Annotated in this window: 17 protein-coding genes and 1 pseudogene; 7 read left to right on the forward strand and 11 right to left on the reverse strand. The window is 62.2% G+C overall.

From position 1 onward, the window contains the following. Window positions 1-115 precede the first annotated feature (115 nt). From J7557_RS18370 to J7557_RS18415, 10 genes and pseudogenes are all read right to left on the reverse strand, one after another. Window positions 116-2,482, reverse strand: a complete 2,367-nt coding sequence (locus J7557_RS18370) for an aldehyde dehydrogenase family protein (protein ID WP_291421480.1) — start codon at window positions 2,480-2,482, stop codon at window positions 116-118. An 8-nt stretch (window positions 2,483-2,490) separates the two neighbouring features. Beyond that, on the reverse strand, window positions 2,491-3,483 hold the full coding sequence (deoC, locus tag J7557_RS18375) for a deoxyribose-phosphate aldolase (RefSeq protein ID WP_291421481.1): 993 nt from the start codon (window positions 3,481-3,483) through the stop codon (window positions 2,491-2,493). After that, window positions 3,480-4,274 carry a purine-nucleoside phosphorylase gene (locus J7557_RS18380; protein WP_291421482.1) on the reverse strand — a complete coding sequence of 265 codons (795 nt, stop codon included), beginning with the start codon at window positions 4,272-4,274 and terminating at the stop codon, window positions 3,480-3,482. The genes deoC and J7557_RS18380 overlap by 4 nt, the downstream gene beginning before the upstream one ends. A gap of 157 nt (window positions 4,275-4,431) precedes the next feature. Next, a complete protein-coding gene (locus J7557_RS18385) occupies window positions 4,432-4,836 on the reverse strand; it encodes a cytidine deaminase (RefSeq protein WP_291421483.1) in 405 nt (134 codons plus the stop codon). Between the two features lie 31 nt (window positions 4,837-4,867). Beyond that, a complete protein-coding gene (locus tag J7557_RS18390) occupies window positions 4,868-5,842 on the reverse strand; it encodes an ABC transporter permease (protein WP_291421484.1) in 975 nt (324 codons plus the stop codon). Continuing rightward, window positions 5,842-6,930, reverse strand: coding sequence for an ABC transporter permease (locus J7557_RS18395; RefSeq protein ID WP_291421485.1), 1,089 nt, complete (start codon window positions 6,928-6,930; stop codon window positions 5,842-5,844). The genes J7557_RS18390 and J7557_RS18395 overlap by 1 nt, the downstream gene beginning before the upstream one ends. 113 nt (window positions 6,931-7,043) lie before the next feature. Further along, a pseudogene (locus tag J7557_RS18400) lies at window positions 7,044-8,603 on the reverse strand (ABC transporter ATP-binding protein); the annotation flags it as partial. Window positions 8,604-8,629: 26 nt separating this feature from the next. Next, window positions 8,630-9,574, reverse strand: coding sequence for a BMP family ABC transporter substrate-binding protein (locus tag J7557_RS18405; RefSeq protein WP_291421545.1), 945 nt, complete (start codon window positions 9,572-9,574; stop codon window positions 8,630-8,632). A 219-nt stretch (window positions 9,575-9,793) separates the two neighbouring features. Then, a complete protein-coding gene (locus J7557_RS18410; RefSeq protein ID WP_291421486.1) occupies window positions 9,794-9,916 on the reverse strand; it encodes a hypothetical protein in 123 nt (40 codons plus the stop codon). Window positions 9,917-10,029: 113 nt separating this feature from the next. Beyond that, entirely contained in the window at window positions 10,030-10,476 is a 447-nt protein-coding gene (locus J7557_RS18415) for a CoxG family protein (RefSeq protein ID WP_291421487.1), read from the reverse strand. Between the two features lie 244 nt (window positions 10,477-10,720). On the opposite strand from J7557_RS18415, the gene J7557_RS18420 reads away from it, so the two are divergent. The 3 genes from J7557_RS18420 (at window position 10,721) to J7557_RS18430 (ending at window position 14,616) form a co-directional block, all read left to right on the forward strand. Next, entirely contained in the window at window positions 10,721-11,938 is a 1,218-nt protein-coding gene (locus J7557_RS18420) for a cell surface protein (RefSeq protein WP_291421488.1), read from the forward strand. A gap of 181 nt (window positions 11,939-12,119) precedes the next feature. Further along, on the forward strand, window positions 12,120-13,058 hold the full coding sequence (locus tag J7557_RS18425; protein WP_291421489.1) for a DUF6384 family protein: 939 nt from the start codon (window positions 12,120-12,122) through the stop codon (window positions 13,056-13,058). Window positions 13,059-13,062: 4 nt separating this feature from the next. After that, a complete protein-coding gene (locus J7557_RS18430; RefSeq protein WP_291421490.1) occupies window positions 13,063-14,616 on the forward strand; it encodes a hypothetical protein in 1,554 nt (517 codons plus the stop codon). Between the two features lie 183 nt (window positions 14,617-14,799). Here the strand turns inward: J7557_RS18430 and J7557_RS18435 are convergent, their stop codons facing one another. Next, window positions 14,800-18,312 (reverse strand): peptidoglycan-binding protein, encoded by a 3,513-nt coding sequence (locus J7557_RS18435; RefSeq protein WP_291421491.1) that lies wholly within the window; start codon window positions 18,310-18,312, stop codon window positions 14,800-14,802. A gap of 175 nt (window positions 18,313-18,487) precedes the next feature. Here J7557_RS18435 and J7557_RS18440 point away from each other — a divergent pair, with 175 nt between their 5' ends. The 4 genes from J7557_RS18440 to J7557_RS18455 all read left to right on the forward strand — a co-directional run bounded on the left by J7557_RS18440 (window position 18,488) and on the right by J7557_RS18455 (window position 21,570). Continuing rightward, window positions 18,488-19,159 (forward strand): response regulator transcription factor, encoded by a 672-nt coding sequence (locus tag J7557_RS18440; RefSeq protein WP_291421492.1) that lies wholly within the window; start codon window positions 18,488-18,490, stop codon window positions 19,157-19,159. 31 nt (window positions 19,160-19,190) lie between these two features. Continuing rightward, complete coding sequence (locus tag J7557_RS18445) at window positions 19,191-19,589, forward strand: VOC family protein (RefSeq protein ID WP_291421493.1); 399 nt, start codon at window positions 19,191-19,193, stop codon at window positions 19,587-19,589. Window positions 19,590-19,882: 293 nt separating this feature from the next. Beyond that, a complete protein-coding gene (locus tag J7557_RS18450; RefSeq protein ID WP_035082873.1) occupies window positions 19,883-20,809 on the forward strand; it encodes a sulfite exporter TauE/SafE family protein in 927 nt (308 codons plus the stop codon). After that, window positions 20,806-21,570 (forward strand): TIGR02186 family protein, encoded by a 765-nt coding sequence (locus tag J7557_RS18455; RefSeq protein WP_291421494.1) that lies wholly within the window; start codon window positions 20,806-20,808, stop codon window positions 21,568-21,570. Before J7557_RS18450 ends, J7557_RS18455 begins: the two co-directional genes overlap by 4 nt. Window positions 21,571-21,596: the final 26 nt, after the last annotated feature.

The following is a 21,596-nucleotide window of genomic DNA, read 5'->3' on the forward strand; positions in this document are numbered from 1 at the left end:
ACCCCTCCCCACCGTCTAACGCGGAAGAGGTGTTGCTTCGAGTTTCAACTCGACTTGTCTACGGGGCTTCGGCCGGCACGCTCGTTGTCCGAGACATGCCGGCCGATTGAACGGATCAGGCCCCGTAGGGAATCCAGACGTTCTTCACTTGTGTCGCCTTGCCAAGGAAATAGTCCCCGGCAAAGCGCGGGTCTGCGAGATCATAATAGAGGCCGCGGCTGGTCCAGGTCTGCTTGAGATTGCCCACCGAGGCCTTTTCGACCATGGCGGAACCTTCGGCCGGACCGGCAAACCAGAGCCCATCGACGCCATCATGCTCGGCCAAGGTCTTGGCAAGGCTGATACTTTCGCCAGTGACGATATTGACGACGCCCGAGGGCATGTCGGAGGTTTCGAGCACCTGATAGAAGTCGGTCATCGAGAGCGGCGAGCGGTCAGAGGGGACCAGCACCACGGTATTGCCCATGGCGAGGGCCGGGGCGATCAGCGCGACGGAGCCGAGCAGCGGGCGCGAGAGTGGCGCGACGACGCCGATGACGCCGAGCGGCTCGATCATGGCGGCAGCGACGGCCCGCATGGGTGGATTGTGGACGGCGCCATCATACTTGTCGGCCCAGCCGGCAAAAGCGAAGAGGCGTTCGACAGATTGAGCCACTTCTTTTTGGCCGTCTTCGCCAGTCTGTGCCTTGATGCGGGCAGCGAATTCGTCGCGGCGGTAGTCGAGATTTTCAGCAAGGAAGTAAAGCACTTGTGCGCGGAAATGGGCCGCAGTCGTGCTCCAGCCGAGGGCCGCACGGGCGGCTTCGACGGCGTTGCGGATGTCCTTGCGATTGCCGTCGCCGACTTCGCCGACGAGATCGCCCTTGGCGCCATGGACCGGGCGATTGTAGCCACTATCCGGGCGTGCCTGCTTGCCGCCGATATACATTTTTGCCGTCTGATCGAGATGGCCGGCATCGAGCGGATTTGCGGCTTTGGCCGGGACCGATTTGACGGCGGGAGCAGGCTTTAAGTCCTTCTCCCACTTGGGTTTCAGGTAGGCGCCCATGCCTTCGCGGCCACCTTCGCGGCCATAGCCGGATTCCTTGTAGCCGCCGAAACCGACGGCGGCGTCGAACTGGTTTGTGCCGTTGATCCAGATGACACCGGCTTTGAGCTTGGGCGCGATGTCGAGGGCGAGATTGATATTCTCGCTCCAGAGCGTCGCGGCGAGGCCGTAGCGGGTGTTGTTGGCGAGAGCCACGGCTTCTTCGGGCGTGCGGAAGCTCATGGCGACCAGAACGGGGCCAAAAATCTCTTCTGCTACAAGGGTATTAGCGGGAGAGACATTGGTGACGAGGGCGGGTTTCAGGAAGCAGCCCTTGGCCGGGACCGAGCCATCGGGCTCATAGACTACGGCGCCTTCGGCGACGCCCTTCTTCATCAGGTCGCGGATGCGCTCGACCTGCACCGGAGCGACGAGTGCGCCGATATCGACTGATTTATCAAGGGGATCGCCAACGCGGAGATTGGCCATGCGCTTCTTCACCTTGGCGATGAAGCGCTCTTCGATGGACTCCTGGACCAGAAGGCGCGAACCAGCGCAGCAGACCTGGCCCTGGTTGAACCAGATGGCTTCCACCAAGCCTTCCACGGCGCTGTCGAGATCGGCGTCTTCGAAGACGATGTAGGGCGATTTGCCGCCCAGTTCGAGCGAAAGGCCTTTGCCCGATCCTGCCGTGGCGGCGCGGATGATCTTGCCGACTTCGGTCGAGCCGGTGAAGGCGATTTTGTTGACGTCAGAATGATTTACCAGCGCCGCACCGGTGTTGCCTTCGCCCGTAACGATGTTGACGACGCCCTTGGGCAGGCCGACGCGTTCACAGATTTCGGCGAAGAGCAGCGCGGTGAGCGAGGTGAATTCGGCCGGTTTGAGGACAACCGTATTGCCAGCGGCGAGGGCCGGGGCGATTTTCCAGGCCAGCATTAGCAGCGGGAAATTCCAGGGGATGATCTGGCCGCAAACGCCGTATGGGACGTGGTCGGGGAACTCGCGTTCGAGGTGGGTGGCCCAGCCGGCGTGGTGGTAAAAATGCCGTGCTACCAAGGGGATATCGGCGTCGCGGCTTTCACGGATGGGTTTGCCGTTGTCCATGGTTTCGAGCACGGCGAAAAGGCGGCTGTGCTTCTGGATCATCCGGGCAATGGCGTAGAGAAATTTCCCACGCTCATAGCCACTTAGCTTGCTCCAGAGGGGGAACGCGGCGCGGGCGGCTTTGACGGCGGAATCGACATCGGCGGCGGTGCCGTCGGTGATTTCGGCAAGTTTTTCGCCATTGGCTGGATTGGTCGAGGGGAAGGTCTTGCCGGGGGCGGTCCAGGCGCCGTTGATGAAGTGGCCAAAAGCACGATTTTTGCTGTCGAGCCAAGCGTTTGCCTGGTCCGGCGTTTCGGGTGCGGGGCCGTATTCGAGGGATTCGAAGATTTGCGCGATCTTGTTCATTTGGGGCCTCACACCATCGGCTGGCGGTAATCTGCAGCGTAGTGGCCGGTTAACCCGTGCTCTAGCTGACGCTCGATATCGGTTAGCAGACTGCTAGCACCGAAGCGGAAGAGATGCGGAGTTAGGTAACGCGTGCCCAACTCCTCCTTCATCAGCGCCATGTACTTTAGCGCGTCGCCCGCCGTGGCGATGCCGCCGGCTGGTTTGTAGCCGATTTCGATGCCGGTCTCTTCGCCGAACCAGCGGATCATGCGGATCATGGTCAGCGACGTGACGAGGTTTGCGTTGACCTTTTCCTTGCCGGTGGAGGTCTTGATGAAATCGGCGCCGGCCAGCATGCAGACGAGCGAGGCCTTGGCGATGTTCGTCTGGGTGGCGAGTTCGCCGGTGCCGAGGATCGTCTTGATGTGGGCATCGCCGCAGGCTTTGCGGAAAGCGCGGACCTGGTCGTAAAGCGCCTGCCAATCGCCGCGCAGAACCATGCCGCGCTCGATGACGATGTCGATTTCCTTGGCGCCGTCTTTTACCGAGGCTTCGATCTCGGCGATCTTGGTTTCGACGGGGGCAAGGCCATGGGGGAAGGCGGTCGAGACGGCGGCGACGGGGATGCCGGTGCCTTCCAACGCGTCGACGGCGGTTTTGACGAAGGTGTGGTAAACGCAGACGGCGCCGGGGAGGATGCGGAGGTCTTGGACCCCGAGCTTCTCGACGATGTCACTGCGCAGCGGATTGCGGGCCTTGGCGCAGAGGCGCTCGACGCGGCCGGCGGTGTCGTCGGCGTTGAGCGTTGTCAGATCGATCAGGGTGATCGCCTTGAGGAGCCAGGCGAGCTGGTAGTCCTTTTTCACCGTGCGGCGGGCGCCGATGGAGCCGGCGCGGCGCTCGAGGGCCGAGCGGTTCATGCGGACGCGTTCGACCCAATCGAGATCGAGCGGGTAGCCGGGATTGCGCTTGTGCACAGGCTCGTGGCTCTGGGTGCTGTCGACGACTTTGAGACTCATAGCTCCTCCACCAGGACGGGGATCAGCTTTTGCAGCTTTGCCGCCCCTTGCACCGCCATGGTCTTGGTATGCTCATGGCTGATGTTTTCGCTCGAAAGGCCTGCGCCCATATTGGTGATGGACGAGCAGGCCCAAACCTTTAGTCCAAGGAACCGCCCGACGATCACTTCCGGGACGGTCGACATGCCGACGGCGTTGGCGCCGAGGCGGATGGCCATCTGGATTTCGGCCGGCGTTTCAAAGCTCGGGCCAGAATACCAGAAATAAACGCCCTCTCCGAGAGCAATCCCCAGACGGTCTGCTGCCGCTCTCGCCTTGGCGCGATAGTCGGGGTTGTACGCGTCGACCATGTTCACAAAACGACGGTCGGTGGGCTCGCCAATCAGGGGATTGAGGCCGTTGTAATTGATGTGGTCGGAGATCAGCATCAGGTCGCCGGGGGCGAAGCGCTGGTCGAGCGAGCCGGCGGAATTGGTCAGCAGCAGGGTTTCTGCGCCAAGCTCGGCCATGGTTTCGAGCGCGGGACGCATGGCGGCTGGGTTGCCATGCTCATAGTAGTGCTCGCGGCCGGTGAGGATGGCGATGCGCTTGCCGCCCATGATGCCGAGGACGAGATCGCGGCCATGACCGGAAACGCCGGCACCCGGAAAATCCTTCAGCTCGGAATAGGGGATGATAACCTTGTCTTCGAGCGTGTCGGCAATGGCGGAGAGGCCCGAGCCGAGGACGAGGGCCGCAGCAATCGGTTCCTTGCCGGCGATTTTTTGGATGGTTTTGGCGGCCTTGGTCATATTGTGCGTTCCATGTAGCAATCCCCCTCACCCGTCTCGCGCTGCGCGCGATCCACCCTCTCCCCGATGGGGCGAGGAATAAGAGGGAGTACGCCGGACCATTCTTCTCCCCCTCGGGGAGAAGGTGGCCCGAAGGGCCGGATGAGGGGGGTGTCCGTCATTTGCCCAAAAACTCCGGGCCAAAACTATGGGGCAGCAATTGCCCGAGGGTTTGCACCAGCGGCTCGCCATCGACACCGTGGGATATGACTTCCACATCGAGATCGGCGAATTCGCGGATGCGCTGGCGGCAGCCGCCGCACGGGGTGACGGGAACAAGGCCGGGCCCGGTGACGTAGATGCGCTTGATACGACGGGCGCCGCCCGCGATCATCGCAGCGATGGCCGAGGTTTCGGCGCAATTGCCCTGCGGATAGGCCGCGTTTTCGATATTGCAGCCGGAATAGATCTTGCCGTCATCGGCGAGGATGGCTGCGCCGACGTGGAAGTTCGAATAGGGCGCATAGGCTTTTGCGCGAATGGCTTCGGCGGCCGCAAAAAGGGCCTCGTCGGAATCGTTCATGCTCATCGTGTGTTGGCGCCAGCCTTTGGGGCTAGCGCTCCTTCGTGTACGGAATGCCCGAGGCTTTTGGTGCCACGGCGCGGCCGATGAAGCCGGCGAGCAGGATCACCGTCAGGATGTAGGGCAGAGCCTGAATGGCCTGAACCGGGACTTCGCCGATGATGGGGAAGACCTGGCCCTGGATACGGAACTGAACCGCATCGAGGAAGCCGAACATCAGACAGACCAAGAGGGCTGGACCCGGACGCCACTTGGCAAAGATCAGCGCGGCAAGCGCGATATAGCCACGGCCAGCGGACATGTTGTTGTTGAAGCCGGCCGACTGGGCGATCGAGAGATAGGCACCGCCAATGCCCACGAGCACCGCGGTGATGATCAGCGCCTGATAGCGGAGGCGCGTGACCGAAATACCGGCGGTATCGATGGCCTTGGGGTTTTCACCTACAGCGCGGAGGCGCAGGCCGAAGCGGGTACGGAAGAGCACCCAGGCGGTGACCGGCACGGCGATGAAGGCGAAATAGGTGATGATGTTGTGGCCCGAGATCAGCTCGTAATAGATCTGACCGAGGATCGGGACTTCGCGCAGTTCATTGGCGAATGGCAGGGTGATCGGGTTGAAGCGCTGGTCGCCAGCGAGCTGGGGCGTATAGCCGCCGCGCTTGAACCAGGACTGGCCGAGGAAGGTTGTCAAACCAGCAGCGAGGAAGTTGAGCGCCACGCCGGAAATGGTCTGGTTGCCCTTGAAGTTGATCGAGGCGAGGCCGTGAATGCCCGAGAACAGCAGGGCTGCGCCAATGCCGGCGAGGAGGCCCAGCCAGGCGGAACCAGACACAGCAGCCATGGCGGCGGCGGCAAAGGCACCGGCCAAGAGCTTACCTTCAAGGCCGATGTCGACGATGCCGGCGCGCTCGGAATAGAGACCGGCGAGACAGGCGAGGATCAGCGGGACCGCGAGGCGGACCGTCGAGTCCAAGATGAGGGTAATATCGACGAGATAGCTTTCCATCACTTGGCTCCCGTCGGGCTACTGGATCGGGTGAGCACTCGCGCCAGTGGCGCGCGCAGCATGTCGCCCATGGCGCCGGTGAAGAGAATGACGAGAGCCTGGATGGTCACGATCATTTCGCGGGTGATGCCGGGCATCTGGAAGGCCAGTTCCTGACCGCCCTGGTACAGGATACCGAACAGCAGTGCCGAGAGGCCGACGCCGACGGGATGCCCGCGGCCCATGAAGGCGACGGCAATGCCGACGAAGCCGGCGCCATTGACGAAGTTGAGGATCAGGCGGCCCTGGACTCCACCGACATTGTTGACCGCGACCATGGCGGCGAGGACGCCGGACATGGCCATGACGATCATGATCATCTTCTGATTGGAAATACCGGCATAGTTGGCGGCGACCGGGTTCTGCCCTAGGGCGCGGACGGCATAGCCGAACTTGGTGCGCCAGATCAGCCAGTAGATGAAGACCAGCGCAATGATGGCGAGGAAGAAGGTCAGGTTGACCGGGGAATTCTTGAACAGCTCGATAAAGGTGCGCAGCTGCGGCACGCGGGTGATGGCTTCGAGCGGGGCGCTTTCATCGGAATTGACGCCGGCCGGCTTCAAGACGCGCGAGATGAGGAAACCCATCATCGAGGTGGCGATGAAGTTGAAGAGGATGGTGGTGATAACGACGTGGCTACCGCGCTTCGCCTGCAGATAGCCGGGCACGAAGGCCCAGAGCGCGCCGAAGGCACCGCCGCAGATGATCATCAGCGGGAAGACAATAGCCCAATGCGTGCCATTGAGTGCCAGACCAATGAGGATGACGCCGAGGCCACCGACATAGGCCTGACCCTCGGGGCCGATATTGAAGAGGCCGGCGTGATAGGCCAGCGACACGGCGAGGCCGGCAAAGATGAAGTCGGTGGTGTAGTAGAGCGTGTAGCCGAAGCCTGAGCCGTAGCCGAAGGCGCCATAGAGCATGATGCCCACGGCCTGCAGCGGGTTCTGGCCGACGGCGAGAACGATGAGGCCGCCGACGAGGAAGGCCAGAACGACATTGAGGAGCGGCAGGAGGACGACGTCGGCCCAGCGCGGCAAAGGGGTCATCAGTTGGGATCCTTGCCGGAATTGTCTTGCGGGCTCATCTGCGTGAGGGTCTGCTGCACGGGCGTTTCATGGGGGGCGAGCGTGCCGGGCTCGGAAACGGTGCCGACATCGTCGGCATGCGAGCCGGTCATCAGCAGGCCGAGTTCGGTTTCGTCTGATGTGGCCGGGTCGGCTTCGCCGACGATCTTGCCGTCGAAAATCACCAGAATACGGTCGGCGAGCGAGCGGATTTCATCCAGTTCCACCGAGACGAGCAGGATGGCCTTGCCGGCATCGCGCATCTTGATGATCTGATTGTGGATGAACTCAATGGCGCCGATATCGACGCCGCGGGTCGGCTGGCCGACGATGAGCACGTCGGGATTGCGCTCCATCTCGCGGGCCAGAACGATCTTCTGCTGATTGCCGCCGGAGAAATTGGCGGTTTTCAGATCGAGGTTCGGCGGACGGATGTCGAATTTCTTGATGTATTCTTCGGCTGTCTCACGGGCCTTGGCGATGTCGAGGCCGGGGCCCGAGCCATAGGCGTGCTGATAGCCGAGGATGGAATTTTCCCACTCAGAGAAAGTGGTCACGAGGCCCATGCGCAGGCGATCTTCGGGAACGTGGGCGAGGCCAGCGGCACGGGCACGCGCGGCGCCGTCGTCGCCTTCAAGGCTCAGCACTTCGCCATTGAGGAGAATGGTGCCCAGAAGCTGATCGCGCATGCCGGCAATGGATTCGAGGAGTTCGGACTGGCCGTTGCCAGCGACGCCGGCAATGCCGACGATTTCACCGGCACGGACCTGGAACGAGACGCCCTTGACACGCGGCACCTTGAAATCGTCGGTGACGACGAGATCCTGCACATCGAGCAGGACTTTCCCGGGGCTGGCAGGGCCTTTTTCGACACGCAGGAGCACGCGGCGGCCAACCATCAGCTCGGCCAATTCGCCGGGCGAGGTGTCCTTGGTGGTCAGGGTCTTGACCATGGCACCCTGGCGCATGACCGAGACTTCGTCGGTGATGGCCATGATTTCACGCAGCTTGTGCGTGATGAGGATAATGGTTTTGCCTTCCTCGCGCAGTTTGCCGAGGATGCGGAAGAGGTGATCGGCCTCGTCGGGTGTGAGAACGCCGGTGGGCTCGTCGAGAATGAGGGTTTCGGCACCGCGATAGAGCGCCTTCAGGATTTCGACGCGCTGCTGCTGGCCCACCGAGAGGTTTTCGATGATGGCGTCGGGATCGACTTCGAGGCCGTAGTCGCGGGCCAGCGCCTTGAGCTGGGTGCGCGCCTTGTTCAGCGTCGGAGCGAGAAAGGCGGAATCCTCGGCGCCGAGCACGACGTTTTCGAGGACGGAGAAATTGTCGACCAGCATGAAGTGCTGGTGAACCATGCCGATGCCGAGCGCGAGCGCGTGGCGCGAATCGGTGATGGTCGCCGGCGTGCCGTTGACGCGGATTTCGCCGCTGTCGGCCGTGTAGAAGCCGTAGAGGATCGACATCAGGGTCGATTTGCCAGCGCCGTTTTCGCCAACGATGCCATGCACCGTGCCGCGTTTGATCGCGAGGTGAATGTCACGATTGGCGTGGACCGGGCCGAAATGCTTGTTGATGCCGACAAGCTCGATAGCGAGCGGGGCAGCAGCGGCCCCTTCGGACCGCTGCGCATTTGTCGGGTGAAGACTTGTCATTGGAAGTCCTCCCCTTCTTCGTTCGCTTAGAGAGACGGGCAGGCCTTGTCGGTGCGGAAGTCATGCACGGTGACAGCGCCCGAGATGATGTCGGCAGAGGCCTTTTCGACCGCGGCTTTCATGTCATCGGTGATGAGCGAAGCATTGTTGTCGTCGAAGGCAGCGCCAACGCCGTCTTCGGCGAGACCCAGAACGATCGTACCGGGAGCCCAGGTGCCGTCTTCAACGCCCTTCATGGCGTTGTAGGTGGCAACGTCGACGCGCTTGACCATGGAGGTCAGGACCGAGCCGGGGTGCAGGTGGTTCTGGTTGCTATCAACGCCGATGCCGAACTTGCCGGCGTCGGCAGCAGCCTGGAGCACGCCAGCGCCGGCGCCACCGGCAACCTGGAAGATCACGTCAGCGCCCTGGTCGAGCTGGGACTTGGCGACCTCGGTGGCCTTGCCGGGATCGTTGAAGGCTTCAAAGCCGGTGCCGACATAGGTTTCGAGCACTTCGATGTCCGGGTTAACGGACTTGGCGCCCTGAGCATAGCCGCAGGCGAAGGCTTCGAGCAGGTCGAAGTTGAAGGCCGGGACGACGCCGATCTTGCCCGATTCCGACTTCATCGCAGCAAGGATACCGACGAGGTAGGAGCCTTCCTGTTCCTTGAAGACGACCGACTGCACGTTGGGCAGGTCGACGACGGTGTCGATGATGGTGAACTTGGTATCCGGGAATTCCGGCGCGACGGTCTTCAGCGCGGTTTCCCACGAGAAGCCGGGCATGACGATCGGGTTATTGCCGCGCGAAGCGAACTGGCGGATGGCCTGTTCGCGCATGGCGTCGCCCGAGATTTCGAGATCCTGATAGGCGCCGCCTTCGGCCTTGAACATTTCGGCGCCGTTATAGGCGGCTTCGTTGAACGACTTGTCGAACTTGCCACCGCCGTCATAGACGAGAGCGGCGTCAGCGAAGGCTGCACCAGCCATGAGTGCGCTCAGAGCAACGCCGCCAGCAACGGCCTTGGTAAGGGTCGAGAATTTCATTGATTAGTCTCCCTGTCTCGCAGCGGACGCAAGAAATGCACCCTCGTTTATCCGCATGCGCTGAAGGGCGATAAAATCGTGCAATCACGCCCTTCGCAAGAGGGACGATGTCAAATTTTTCCGATTGGTCAAAAATTGGCGTTAATTCTCCAGGCCAGCGCCTTACCAGCGGGCGAGAACGGCTGAGAACAGGGTGCCGAGATCGACATCGGCATAAAGCACGGCAAGCACGGCGGCGAAGGCGATGACGTAGAGGGCGAGGCTATCGCGGGATGAACTGGACATGTGCGATTTGAGACAAATTGTAATGAACGATGCACTGTCTCTACATCGCAGGCGGCGGCGGGATTAAGGCCGGTTCGGGGCGGATATGGACGTGGTTAAGAGCTGGTAAACGCTCAGCTATTTTCGCGCGGCAGTGGGGTGACCTCGACGCCTGCGGCATTGCCGAAACGCTCGAAAAAGCCGTCGATGATGCGCTGGGCGGAATTGCCGATGATGGCCTTGCCCAGCTTCATGATCTGGCCTGAGGCGCCGCCATTGGCGATGAAGGTGAGGATGGTGTTTTCCCCATCATCTTCGAGAATGACATCGGCGCTGCCTTCCGCGAGGCCCAGCATGCCGCCCTTGCCGCGACCGGAAAGGGTGTAGCTGACGGCAGGCACGATATTGGACAGTGCGAGTTCGCCTTTGAAGGTCGGGTGCATGACGCCGAGGTTGACCTTGATCTCGAGGTCAAGCGTATCGGGGCCAGACCAGGCGATCAAATGGCAGCCGGGAATAGCGGCTTTGAGCATTTCGGGATCGTTGAGCGCATCCCAGATGCGGGCGCGCGGGGCACTCATTTTGTAGCGTCCACCGAACTCCATCAGATCTGCCTTCCTATGTCGCAAAGCCGGCATAATGCTTGGGCAAGACTGATCTCATTCATGGTGGCGAACCCTACTCTTTACGTGCGGCTTTTTCGCACCAATATGGACTAAATAGTTGCAGGGATCGGGGGATGCAATTGTCAGCGGAGCCCCCACGCGCAATCTAGGGCTTAGGCAAATGCCGGCCCCAAAGCCAAACTATGCCAGGGAGCAGATGATGACCGACCAAGTGACGACCGCCCCGCAGACCAGCGCGCCGGCCATTGCCGAAAAGCCGTTGCAGTACCTGGACAAGGCGGTCAACGCCATCCGCGACCTTGGTATCTGGCCCGAACAGCAGGGCGAACAGCCGATCACCGGGCTTTTGAGCCAGATCACAGAATTGGACGAAACCCGCGTCATCCTGATCGGGCGCACGCTCTCTCAGGCGAGCGCCTTCAACGAAGTGGTGCGCGAGCAGGTTGCCGCCATGAAGATCGGCGAGCGCTACGAGGACATCACCAAGGGCTTTGACTCGATCCGCGACGATGCCAAAGGCATGGTCGACCAGCTGGCCGACAACAAACTCGATCTTTTCGAGCGTGCTTCCAACGTGTGGATGAAAGTAAGCCGCGGCGATATCGCGACGCGCTTCAACAAGATTCGCGACACATATCTGGAAGTCACCAAGGACACCAAGGACCAGATCGACCGCGAGCAGACGATCCTCGAAGCCTATCGCGATTTCCGCGGTGCCCTGAAGCAGTCCGAAGTGATGGCACTTGAAGTGCTGCAGACGGCGGAAAAGCGCCTCGAAGAGCAGAAGAACATCCTGCAGAAGGCGGCTGACGAACTGGCCGCTTTTGCCGGCGATGTGCCGGCCGATCGCGCCCGCCTCGAAATGGCGCGCGACGAAAAGCTGCGCGACATGCAGAACGAGGAAAAGCGCTACCAGATCGCCAAGGACCTCTCTGACAACCTGACCATTTCCTACAATACTTCGGAAGTGGTGATGGCGCGGCTGATGCAGACTACCAATGCCAAGGAACGCGTCTATCAGCAGTCGATCTCGTTCTTCTCGACCAACGAAACCGTGCTAACCGCCCTCTCCGCCTCGTTCACCGGCATGTTTGGCCTCCATGAATCGACGGCCACGCTCAATGCGATGAAGGAAGGTATGTCCAAGAGCCTCGAAACGCTCTCTGAGATTGGCGACAAGGTGCAGGAAGAAGCGGTCAAAGCCGGCTATGGCCCGACCGTGCGTGCCGATGCCGTCAAGAAGCTCGTCGATTCCGTCGTCAACTTTCAGGAAAAGAGCCGTACCATCATCAATGAGATGCGTATTGCCTCGACCAAGAACTCTGCCGAGATCCGCGATGCGGTGGAAGACGGCAAGCGGCGCCTGGCGACCCTCGCCGCCGAGGGCAATGCCCTGCTGCTCGAAACCAAGAACTGAAACTCTCCCACTGTCATCCCGGCCCTCGGATCAGGTCCGAGGGCGAACTGCGGGGTTCCATCCTGAGATCTCAAGATGGGCCCCGGCCTTCGCCGGGGTGACAATCGAGAGTGGAACGAGCCTACAAAAACACGGAACACTCTGAATTTATGCATAGCGGCGACGGGATTAAGAAAAGAGGATGAGCGACGCGACGGCCAAATCGGCTGCTCCACTCGATGAAGTCATGTTGGCCATGGATGTGGTGGATACGCTCCGCCATCGCCAGGATCTGGTAACGCGCGAACTCGACGGCACGGCACGCGAAGGCCAGCTGATCGAGCGTCTGCGCGAAATCTACCGGCAGCAAGGCATCGAGGTTCCGGACCATATTCTCAAGGAAGGCGTCGAAGCGCTGGCGGAAAGCCGCTTCGCCTATGACCCGCCTGCCCCCGGGCTCAATACCAACCTCGCCCGCCTCTATGTGAGCCGCAAAAGCTGGGGCCGCCCGGTACTACTGGCGCTCGGCGCCCTTCTGGTGTTGGGCGTAGGCTATTTCGGCATCTACCAACCCTTCCAGGCGGGACGAGCGCATCAGCAACAGATCGAGCTGACCGAGGGCCTGCCGGCGCAAATGGATGCGCTCTACAACACCATTTTCGAAGAAACGAAGGTGCAGCAGGCTGTGGTTCAGGCCGAGGCGCTGGTCAGCCGGGGCAAGGCCTTTGCCTCCGAAGGCAATCGGCCCGGCGCCGAAGGGATCGTCGAAGACCTGACGGCGCTGCGCGACAAGCTGCGCCAGGAATATGTCGTGCGTGTCGTCAATCGCTCGGACGAACAATCGGGCTTCTGGACCTTTCCGGAAATCAATACCGATGCCACGAACTACTATCTCGTCGTCGAGGCGATCGATCCGAACGGCAAGGCGCTGAGCCTGCCCATTCTCAACGAGGAAACGGGCGAAACCGAAGTGGTTGCTCAGTGGGGCCAGCGCGTACCTGAAGCGGTCTACAATGCCGTGGCGGCCGACAAGCGCGACGATGGCATTATCCAGACCAATGAGGTGGGGCTCAAATCCGACGGTTTCCTCGATGTCCAATATCAGATGCCGGTGCTGGACGGCGCGGTGACCCGGTGGTGATGGCATGAGCATAGGTGGTCCACAGGCTCTGGCGAGCCTGGAAGAAGCGATGCGCGACATCCGGCGCGAGGAAGACGAGATTTCCCGCCGTCTGGCGCGCTCGACCGAAATCGTCGCCAAGATCAAGGAAAGCGAAGCGGAGCTGTTTCGCCAATTGGCGCAGCTGCGTCTCGATCCGGCTATTCAATCCGAACTCGACGGGCGCATTTCGAGCGCCGAAAGCAAGGCGCGTGAATCGCTGAAGTCGCATGGCAAGGCCGTAGACAAGGCGCAACAGACCATCGAGGAACTGGAAGCAGCGCGGGTTTCGCTGGTCGAACGCCGCCGCAATGCCGTTGCCGATCTTGCGGAAACGCAGAAGGCGCTCGATGCACTGTCTCAGCAGGTTTCGGCTCAGCTTAAAACCGATCCGGCCTATGTCGAGAAGCAGACGGCAGCACAGGCGCTTGGCGAGGTAGCCGACCAGTCGATGGAAAAGACCCGGCTCGCCGAACAGGATCGGGAAGAAAAGGGTAAGCCATATCGCGACGACCCGCTCTTCATGTATCTGTGGGATAGCGGCTATGGCACCTCGGCCTATAAGGCCAACAATCTCATTCGCTATCTCGATGGCCTGGTGGCGGGTCTGGTCGGCTTTCACAAGGCGCGGCCCAATTACGCCATGCTCAACGATATTCCCTTGCGCCTGCGCGAGCATGCCGAGCGGCAGGAGGCCAATGCGCAGGCCGCGGAAGCCGAACTCGAGACGCTAGCGAACAAGGCGGCGGACGCTGCCGGCGCGAAACCTCTGCGCGAGGCCAAGAGCAAGGCCGAGGCCGACATGCAGGCCATTGATGCCGCCATCGTCGAGGCCGAGGACAAGCGCAACGAGGCCGGCGAAGCTCTGCAATCCCTGACCAATGGCAGCGACCCGGCTCTGGCGTCGGCGGCTGAGGCTCTTGCCGCCGCGCTCGGCCAGGAAGACATTCAGACCCTCCTTGCCGAGGCGCGGCGCACCCGCACCGGCAAGGACGACACCATCGTCGCCCAGATCGATGAATCGCGCACCCGCATGCGCGAGGAAGAAGAGGAAAACCGGGACCTGCGCGAGCGCAGCAAGACCCTCGCCGCGCGACGGCGGGAACTCGAAGACATTCAGTGGGAATTCAAGAAGCAGCGCTTTGACGACCCACGCTCGACCTTCCGGGAAGACAAGCTGGTCGGAGACTTGCTCAACGACTTCCTGCGCGGCGGCATTTCGGCGGCGAGCTATTGGGACCAGTGGCGGAAAAGCCAGAACTGGGCGCCGGGCAATGAATGGGGCGCAGGCAATTCCTCGACGCGCCGCAGCGGCGGCCAATCCTCCCCCTGGGGTGACCAGGGCGGCGGCGGTTTCAACTGGCCGGACGGCAGCTTTGGCGGCTCGTCATCGAGCGGGCGGAAATCGAAGCCGTCGAGCGGGGGGTTTGGCGGCGGCTGGGGCGGCGGCGGAAGCAGTGGCGGCGGATTCTCACGGCCGCGCACAGGCGATGCCGGCACGCGCAAGCATACGGGCTTCAAGACGGGCGGCGGGTTTTAGTTTTTTGGGAACTGGCGCCGGGATCTCGATTTCCATCCACGATGTCATTCCCGCGAAAGCGGGAACCCCTGTTTGGAAACGGAGGTCCCCGCTTGCGCGGGGATGACACGCGGTGGGGACAGGCATCAGAGCTGACCGGTAGTAAAGTGTCCTCGGGTCAGGCCCGAGGATGACGTTCGGTGCCTAAACCGGCTGGCTGCCCAGCACCGCAAGCAGGCGCGGGTTGATCTTGCCGCTTTCGCTCATGCCGGTGCCACGCTCGAAAGTGCGGATGGCTTCGGCGGTCTTGGGGCCGGCGACGCCGTCGGGGGTGCCGACATTGAAGCCGAGACGATTGAGCGCCTGCTGCACACGGGAAACGACTTCCTTGTTGGAAATCGCCTCGCCGGGATCGAAATCGGCCGCCCAGGTGCCGATGGGGGCGAAATTGACGTTGAGGGCGATGGGCTCGCTGGTCCAGGTCTCGACTTCGCCGCCAATGCGGTTGACGGCATCGGCCGTGAGGGATTTGGCGATATCGTCGCGCGCCTTGCCGGCATCGGCGTCACCTGCCTTGGCGGCGAGTGAGAACCACTTGTAGGACTGCTCGAAATCCTGTTCGACGCCGAGACCGCGGGCATAGAGCATGCCGAGGTTGAACTGGCTATCGACCATGCCGAGGGTGGCGGCCTGGGTGAACCACTGGGCCGCTTCCTCGAACTGCTGTTCACCCAACTGACCGCTGGCATAGAGCGCGGCAAGATTGTGCATGGCCATGCGATTGCCGGCTTCGGCGGCGCGCTGGTACCAGAGGCGGGCCATTTCGAGGTCTTTTTCGACGCCCGTGCCGGCTTCGTAGAGATTGCCGAGGCGGTATTGCGCAGGCACGAAACCCTGGGCTGCCGAGCGCTCGTACCACTTGGCGGCTTCCTCGGGGCTCGCTTCGATGGCGCGGCCTTCGGTGTAGATGGCAGCGATTTCGAACTGGGCCTTGGCGTCGCCATCGGCAGCGGCCTGACGCAGCGGCTCGGGGCCGAGTGCTTCGGGTGGTAGTTCGAACTGTTCGGGGGCGACAGAGGCGGCGATGGAACCCGTCGGCGGAGTCGCGTCGTCGGTGATCGTTTCGACCGCTGCATCGGCAGCGCCGCTCGTGTCCTGAGCCAGGAGGGTCGGCGGCATGGGCGTTTCGGTGGCGCGGGTAAAGCTCATGCGCTCGCCCGGATTGATCGAGCCGACGGCGGTAGCATCGACCATGTCGATGACGCGGGGCGCAACGAGTTCGGAGACTTCGGCGGCCGGGGTCGGATCGACCGGGCTCGTCGTCGGCGTGGTCTCGGTCGAGGTGGCGGCGGCGGGTTGGGGCGCTGGCGTCGAACGCATGCGCTGCATGACGAGATTGAGCGTCAGCATGGAGACGGCGACGACTGCGGCGGCGAGCAGCAGCGTGCGGCGGTTGCGCATGAGGAAGTTTGGACGCGCCTCTTCGGCTTCATCGCTCGGGGCGACGGCGACGGGCGCCTCTGGCACCGGCTTGCGTGGACGACGCTTTTCGGCCTTGGGCTCGGGCGCCGGAGTGGGCGCGGCTTCTTCAGCGGCAGCCTTGGGCTGGGGACGGACACGCGCCAAGGCGCGGCCGATCAGCGAATTGCCGCTCGCGGGTTCAGTGACTTGCTCTTGCCGGGCGCGCTGGGCGCGGCGGGCGGCGGCAACGAAAGTGCTGGTATTGGAGACCGGGGCTTCGACGGCCGGGGCCGACGTCTCAGCGCGCGCGGGGGCGGCGAAACCATCGCGATCGAACTGGGCAAAGCTCGACTGCGGGCGCGGCGGGCGCTCGACCTTTTCGGGGTCGAAGGCGGGCTGAACTTCGGGGCGTGCGGAACGGGCCGGTTCGGGAGCAGGTGTAGCAGGACGCGGGGCGGGTGCGGCAGCGCGGGGCTGGGGCACGTCAGCGAAGCCGCGATCGACCAGCGGGGCTTCGTCGGCCGGGTTGGACGGCATGGTATCAGCGCGCTTCTTGCCGTTGAGGCTCGACAGGATGGAATCGAGACGAGCGGTGCTCGGCTCTTCGACGGCGGCGTCGAATTCAGACGCATGGCTCTGGGGTTTTGCGGACTGCGGCGCGGGCATCTCGGCGCGGGTCGGGGCGGCGGCTGGAGCCGGGGCGGAGGTGCGCGAGGCGAGTGCGGCTTCGAGGCGGGCCAAGCGTTCGGCGGTGTCCTTGCCGGCGGTATTGAAGACGGCGGTCATGCGCTTTTCGAGCGCATCAAAACCTTCGGGATTGAGGACGGGAACCGGGGCGCCGGATTTGACGAAGGCGGCGGAGGTCTTTTCGGCAACGAGGCTGGCGATGGTTTCGGCGTCGGCACCCGCCCCCTTGCTGACGGAGCGCACGAGGCTCGAAATCCGGTCTTCGATGGTTTTGAGGCTTTCGGGGCCGAACATGGCGACGGGGGCCGGGGCCTTGCGGCTCATGGCGTCGCTGGTGCGTTCGGCAACGAGGGTCGCGAGAGTTTCGAAATCGGGCTTATCGCCGGCATCGTGATAGAGCCGGGCCAGACCATCGAGCTGAGCGCCGGCTTCGTCCATGCGCGTCATCAGGGCCTTGAGCTGGCCTTCGACGGCGGAGGTATCGACCGGAGCGACCTTGCTCGAAAGGGCTTCAAGCTGGCTCTCGAGGCGCGTAAAGCGCGGCTCCATGGTTTTGAGCACGGATTGTTGCAGGGCGGCGATGTCGTCCTTGAGCGCCAGGACGTCGTCGCTGCTGCCATCGACGGACTGGAGGCGCTGCGCCAGGGTTTCGACGCGGGAGGCGAGGAGTTCCGGATTGGCGGCACTGTCGCGCAGGGCCTGGGTGACCTCGGCCATTTCGCTGGTCAGGCGTTCGAAATCGCCGCCGGAAATACTCATATTGCGCTCGATGGCGTCGATGCGATCATAGACGCTGCGCACATTGGCTTCGATGGAGGCCATGGCCGGCTCGAAATTGCCCTTGGGGGCAAATTCGGCGCGCTCCTCGCGGATGATCTCGCGCTCCATCTGCTGGGCCTGGAGTTCGGCGAGTTTTGCGACGGTGGCCGAAACATCGTCGAGGCGCGAATTGACGGCGGAGAGATCGACCTTGGGGGCTTGGCTCATCATCGAGGCAAGAGCGCCGATCTGGGTTTCCAAGCGCTTGACCTGGCCGGTTTCGCCGACGGCGCCAGCGAGGAGTTCGACAACCTGGGTCAGTTGTTCGACCTGGGAAGCGACTTCGAGGACGTCAGAAGAACTGTTGCGGGCAGTGCGAAGCTGGCCTTCGAGGCGACCGAGGCGATCGCCCATGCCGGAAACAAGGCTTGAAAGCTCGCGGAATTCGGGCATTTCGGAGGGACGGCGATCAATGGCCGAAATGGTCTGCGCGCCCTGGCGGCTGCGGATTTCGGCAATAGCGGCGTTGAGATCGTCGGCTTCGTCCTCATGCGGGGTGAAGCGATCGACGGCGCGCTTGACGCTGCGCAGGGCCTCGGAGCGGCGACGACTTGCCGGATCGGGTGTGTTGACCTGATCGCGCAGGTGCCGGACGCGGCTGGAGACCCCTCCCCCGTCCGATACGGCGCCGAAGCGACTTTCCACCTGATCGAGCAAAGCGACCAATTCGCCGCGCAGGGCCTGCCAATCCCCGGCGCCAGGATCGAAAGCGGTATCGGCGTAGTCCGATTGCGGATAAGCGCGGGCCATGGTCAGTCCCTGTCAAAGCGAGCGCGTGCCAAGCCGAAGCAGCACGAAGGTCTAACGGTCACTTTTGGGAAAACATGGTAAAGAAGCCGTTAAGGATTGCTGCAATATGCAAATGCCCCGGGCGGAAAAGAGTGGTTTTCTGGTTTCGCCCCCTGATTTGGAGTAGTTTAGGCCCATGACTCGTCGCCGCATCATCATCGTGGATGACCATCCCCTGTTCCGGGCGGCGCTGCGCCAGACGCTGGCCGGAGGCGATGCTACGGTCAGCGTGGAAGAGGCGGGCGACCTCGCAAATCTCAGCAAATCGCTCGATGCCGATCGCGATTGCGATCTCGTGCTGCTCGATCTCAATATGCCGGGCGTGCGTGGCTTTTCGGGGCTCCTGCTCGTTCGGGCGCAGTATCCGGAAATTCCGGTGATGATCATTTCGGCCGTGGAAGACGCGACCGTGGTGCGGCGCGCATTTGAGCTTGGGGCTTCGGGGTACCTGCATAAATCCGAGGGACCGACCGAGATCCGCCGCGCCATCGAGACGGTGCTGGCCGGCGAAGTGTTCGTGCCCAAGGGAACGACGATCACCGGGGACGACGAGCAATCGGGGTTGATGAAGCGGCTGGCAAGCCTGACGCCGCAGCAGGTGCGCGTGTTGATGATGCTCAGCGATGGGCTGATGAACAAGCAGATCGCCTATGAGCTGTCCATTTCGGAAGCGACGGTGAAGGCGCATGTTTCCGCCATTTTGCAGAAGCTCGATGTGGATAGCCGCACGCAGGCCGTCATTGCCGCAGCGCGAATTGAAGAGGGACAATTCGAAGCTCTCTTTGCGACTGGAGCTGAAAAAGCTTAGGCTCGTCCGGCACATAGAGAAGGACGAGGCGATGAAGCCCAAGATCAACATCATCACCATCGGCGTCGACGAACTCGAACGCGCCTTTGTGTTTTATCGCGCGCTGTTCGATATCGAGGACGACAAGATCGGTGCGGGCGAGGATCACGTCGCCTTCTTTTTCGACGACAGCTTTTCCTTCGTGCTGTTTCCGCGCGAGCAGATCGCGCAGACGGCGGGAAAACCCGAGGCGCTGGAGGGCACGCCAGGGTTTGTCCTGAGCCATCAGGCCGAAAACGCTGAGGAGGTCGACACCATTCTTGAGCGTGTACTGATCGGCGGCGGCTCGATCATTGCCGCGGGAACCGAAACGGAATGGGGCTATTCGGCCTATTTCGAGGATACCGAAGGCAATGTCTGGGAATTGATGGCGTCGCCGACGGCGAATTAGCGGTGGTCTGCGCTCGGCGCCCCCCTCACCCGTCTCGCGCTACGCGCGATCCACCCTCTCCCCAAGAGGGAGAGGAATGGTGGCTCCCTCTTGTTTCTTCTCCCCCTCGGGGAGAAGGTGGCGCGCAGCGCCGGATGAGGGGGGCGCAAGTGAGAGCGCAGGAGCTGCCCCACATAAAAATTCCAACCATTTGATACAATTTTGTCCTGTTTTTCTGGAACCTTGACCACTTGTTGACGGTCTAGCCGTTAGCCTCTGGCGCAAACAACCAATGCAAAACGGGACCCAGGGTCTTGCAGATCTATCTGCCGATCGCCGAGCTTTCCGTGAACCTCTTCTTTCTCGTGGGGATCGGAGGGGCGGTCGGCTTTTTGTCGGGTCTGTTCGGCGTGGGCGGCGGTTTTCTGCTGACACCACTGCTGATCTTCTCGGGTGTGCCGGCGCCGGTGGCCGTTGCCTCGGTGACGGGACAGGTGGTGGCAGCGTCGACCTCGGGTGCGCTCAGTCATTATAGGCGCGGCGGCATCGACCTCCATCTCGCCATGTATCTCATTCTCTCGGGTATTTTGGGCGCGTTTGGCGGGGTCGCGACGTTCTCCGTGCTGCGCGCAGCGGGCCAGCTCGATCTCGTGATTGCCGTGGGCTTTGTGGTTCTGCTCGGTTTCGTCGGCATCTTGATGCTGCAGGAAGCGGTGCGGGCGCTGTTGAAAAGCCGGCAGGGCGTGGTGGTGCGCGAGCGCCTGCCCAATCAGCATAGCTGGATCCATGGCCTGCCCTGGCGCGTGCGCTTCAAGAAGAGCCGGCTCTATATCAGCGTGCTTCCGGTCCTCGCCATTGGCCTCTTCATCGGCTTTGTCGGCTCGCTGCTCGGCATTGGCGGCGGCTTCGTCATGGTGCCGGCGCTGGTTTATCTCTTGCGCGTGCCGGGCAATGTCGTCATTGGCACATCGCTGGCGCAGGTCGTGGCCATGATGGCGGCGACGACGATCATGCATGCCGTGCAAAGCCAGAGCGTCGATATCCTGCTCGCCTTCTGCCTGATGGTCGGTGGCACGGCCGGGGCGCAATTTGGTGCTGCGGCCGGGCAGCATCTGCGCGGCGAACAGTTGCGCGGACTTTTGGCGCTGCTGGTGTTGGCTGTCGCCATTCGCTTCGGCCTGTCGCTGGTGCTGGCGCCGGACGATGTGTTCTCCATGGCCGTGACGAGTGTGGTGCGATGAGCCGCCTTCTCGCGCTTTTGCTTATCGTACTCCTGTCGGCAGTGCCGGTTTGTGCGGCGGCGCGGCTGGTTTCGGGCGTTTCCAACGATACGATCCAGATCACGTCGAGCTTTGACGGCGAAAGATTGACCTTTTTCGGCACCATTGCGCCGGAGGCGGGATCGGGGCAGCGCTATGTCGAGGGGCCGTTCGATGTGGTGATCGTGGTGCTTGGACCGACGCAGGATCGGGTGGCGCGCGAAAAAACGCATAATTTCGGCATCTGGCTCAATACCGAGCAGGTCGAGTTCAAGCGCTTTCCGAGCTATTTTCATGTGCTCTCGAGCCGGCGGTTGCTGGAGATCGCCGACATTAACCTCCTCAACCAGAATTTCATCCTGCCTGAAGCCCATGCGATGATTCCCAATATTGCGGGGTTCATGAAGACGCTGGTGTTCGGGCGCGAGCTGATCCGGCTGATGTCGGAACAGGGGCTGTTCGGGGTGCAGGAAAATGGCGTCCAGTTCATGTCGGACACGTTCTATACGGCGCAGCTGACCCTGCCCAGTAGCGCGCCGCCGGGTCCCTATATCGCCCAGACCTATGTGTTCCAGAACGGGCAGATCATCGCGCGCAAGTCCGAAGGGTTTGCGGTACGCAAGATCGCCTTCGAGCGGTTTCTGGCGCAATCGGCGACGCAATATCCGCTGCTCTATGGCATTGCCTGCGTGATCCTGGCGCTGTTTACCGGGTGGTTGGGCGGGGTGCTGTTTAGGCGGTAGATGGCAGTTTGGCTGGGTATTCCGAC

The organism is Devosia sp., from assembly GCF_017744655.1.
Taxonomy (GTDB): domain Bacteria; phylum Pseudomonadota; class Alphaproteobacteria; order Rhizobiales; family Devosiaceae; genus Devosia.

Bases quoted from the DNA above. Each gene is read 5' to 3' on its own strand.
- J7557_RS18370 (WP_291421480.1), bottom strand. From the start codon at position 2,482: ATGAACAAGATCGCGCAAATCTTCGAATCCCTCGAATACGGCCCCGCA.
- deoC (WP_291421481.1), bottom strand. From the start codon at position 3,483: ATGAGTCTCAAAGTCGTCGACAGCACCCAGAGCCACGAGCCTGTGCAC.
- J7557_RS18380 (WP_291421482.1), bottom strand. From the start codon at position 4,274: ATGACCAAGGCCGCCAAAACCATCCAAAAAATCGCCGGCAAGGAACCG.
- J7557_RS18385 (WP_291421483.1), bottom strand. From the start codon at position 4,836: ATGAACGATTCCGACGAGGCCCTTTTTGCGGCCGCCGAAGCCATTCGC.
- J7557_RS18390 (WP_291421484.1), bottom strand. From the start codon at position 5,842: ATGGAAAGCTATCTCGTCGATATTACCCTCATCTTGGACTCGACGGTC.
- J7557_RS18395 (WP_291421485.1), bottom strand. From the start codon at position 6,930: ATGACCCCTTTGCCGCGCTGGGCCGACGTCGTCCTCCTGCCGCTCCTC.
- J7557_RS18405 (WP_291421545.1), bottom strand. From the start codon at position 9,574: ATGGCTGGTGCAGCCTTCGCTGACGCCGCTCTCGTCTATGACGGCGGT.
- J7557_RS18410 (WP_291421486.1), bottom strand. From the start codon at position 9,916: ATGTCCAGTTCATCCCGCGATAGCCTCGCCCTCTACGTCATCGCCTTC.
- J7557_RS18415 (WP_291421487.1), bottom strand. From the start codon at position 10,476: ATGAGTGCCCCGCGCGCCCGCATCTGGGATGCGCTCAACGATCCCGAA.
- J7557_RS18420 (WP_291421488.1), top strand. From the start codon at position 10,721: ATGACCGACCAAGTGACGACCGCCCCGCAGACCAGCGCGCCGGCCATT.
- J7557_RS18425 (WP_291421489.1), top strand. From the start codon at position 12,120: ATGAGCGACGCGACGGCCAAATCGGCTGCTCCACTCGATGAAGTCATG.
- J7557_RS18430 (WP_291421490.1), top strand. From the start codon at position 13,063: ATGAGCATAGGTGGTCCACAGGCTCTGGCGAGCCTGGAAGAAGCGATG.
- J7557_RS18435 (WP_291421491.1), bottom strand. From the start codon at position 18,312: ATGGCCCGCGCTTATCCGCAATCGGACTACGCCGATACCGCTTTCGAT.
- J7557_RS18440 (WP_291421492.1), top strand. From the start codon at position 18,488: ATGACTCGTCGCCGCATCATCATCGTGGATGACCATCCCCTGTTCCGG.
- J7557_RS18445 (WP_291421493.1), top strand. From the start codon at position 19,191: ATGAAGCCCAAGATCAACATCATCACCATCGGCGTCGACGAACTCGAA.
- J7557_RS18455 (WP_291421494.1), top strand. From the start codon at position 20,806: ATGAGCCGCCTTCTCGCGCTTTTGCTTATCGTACTCCTGTCGGCAGTG.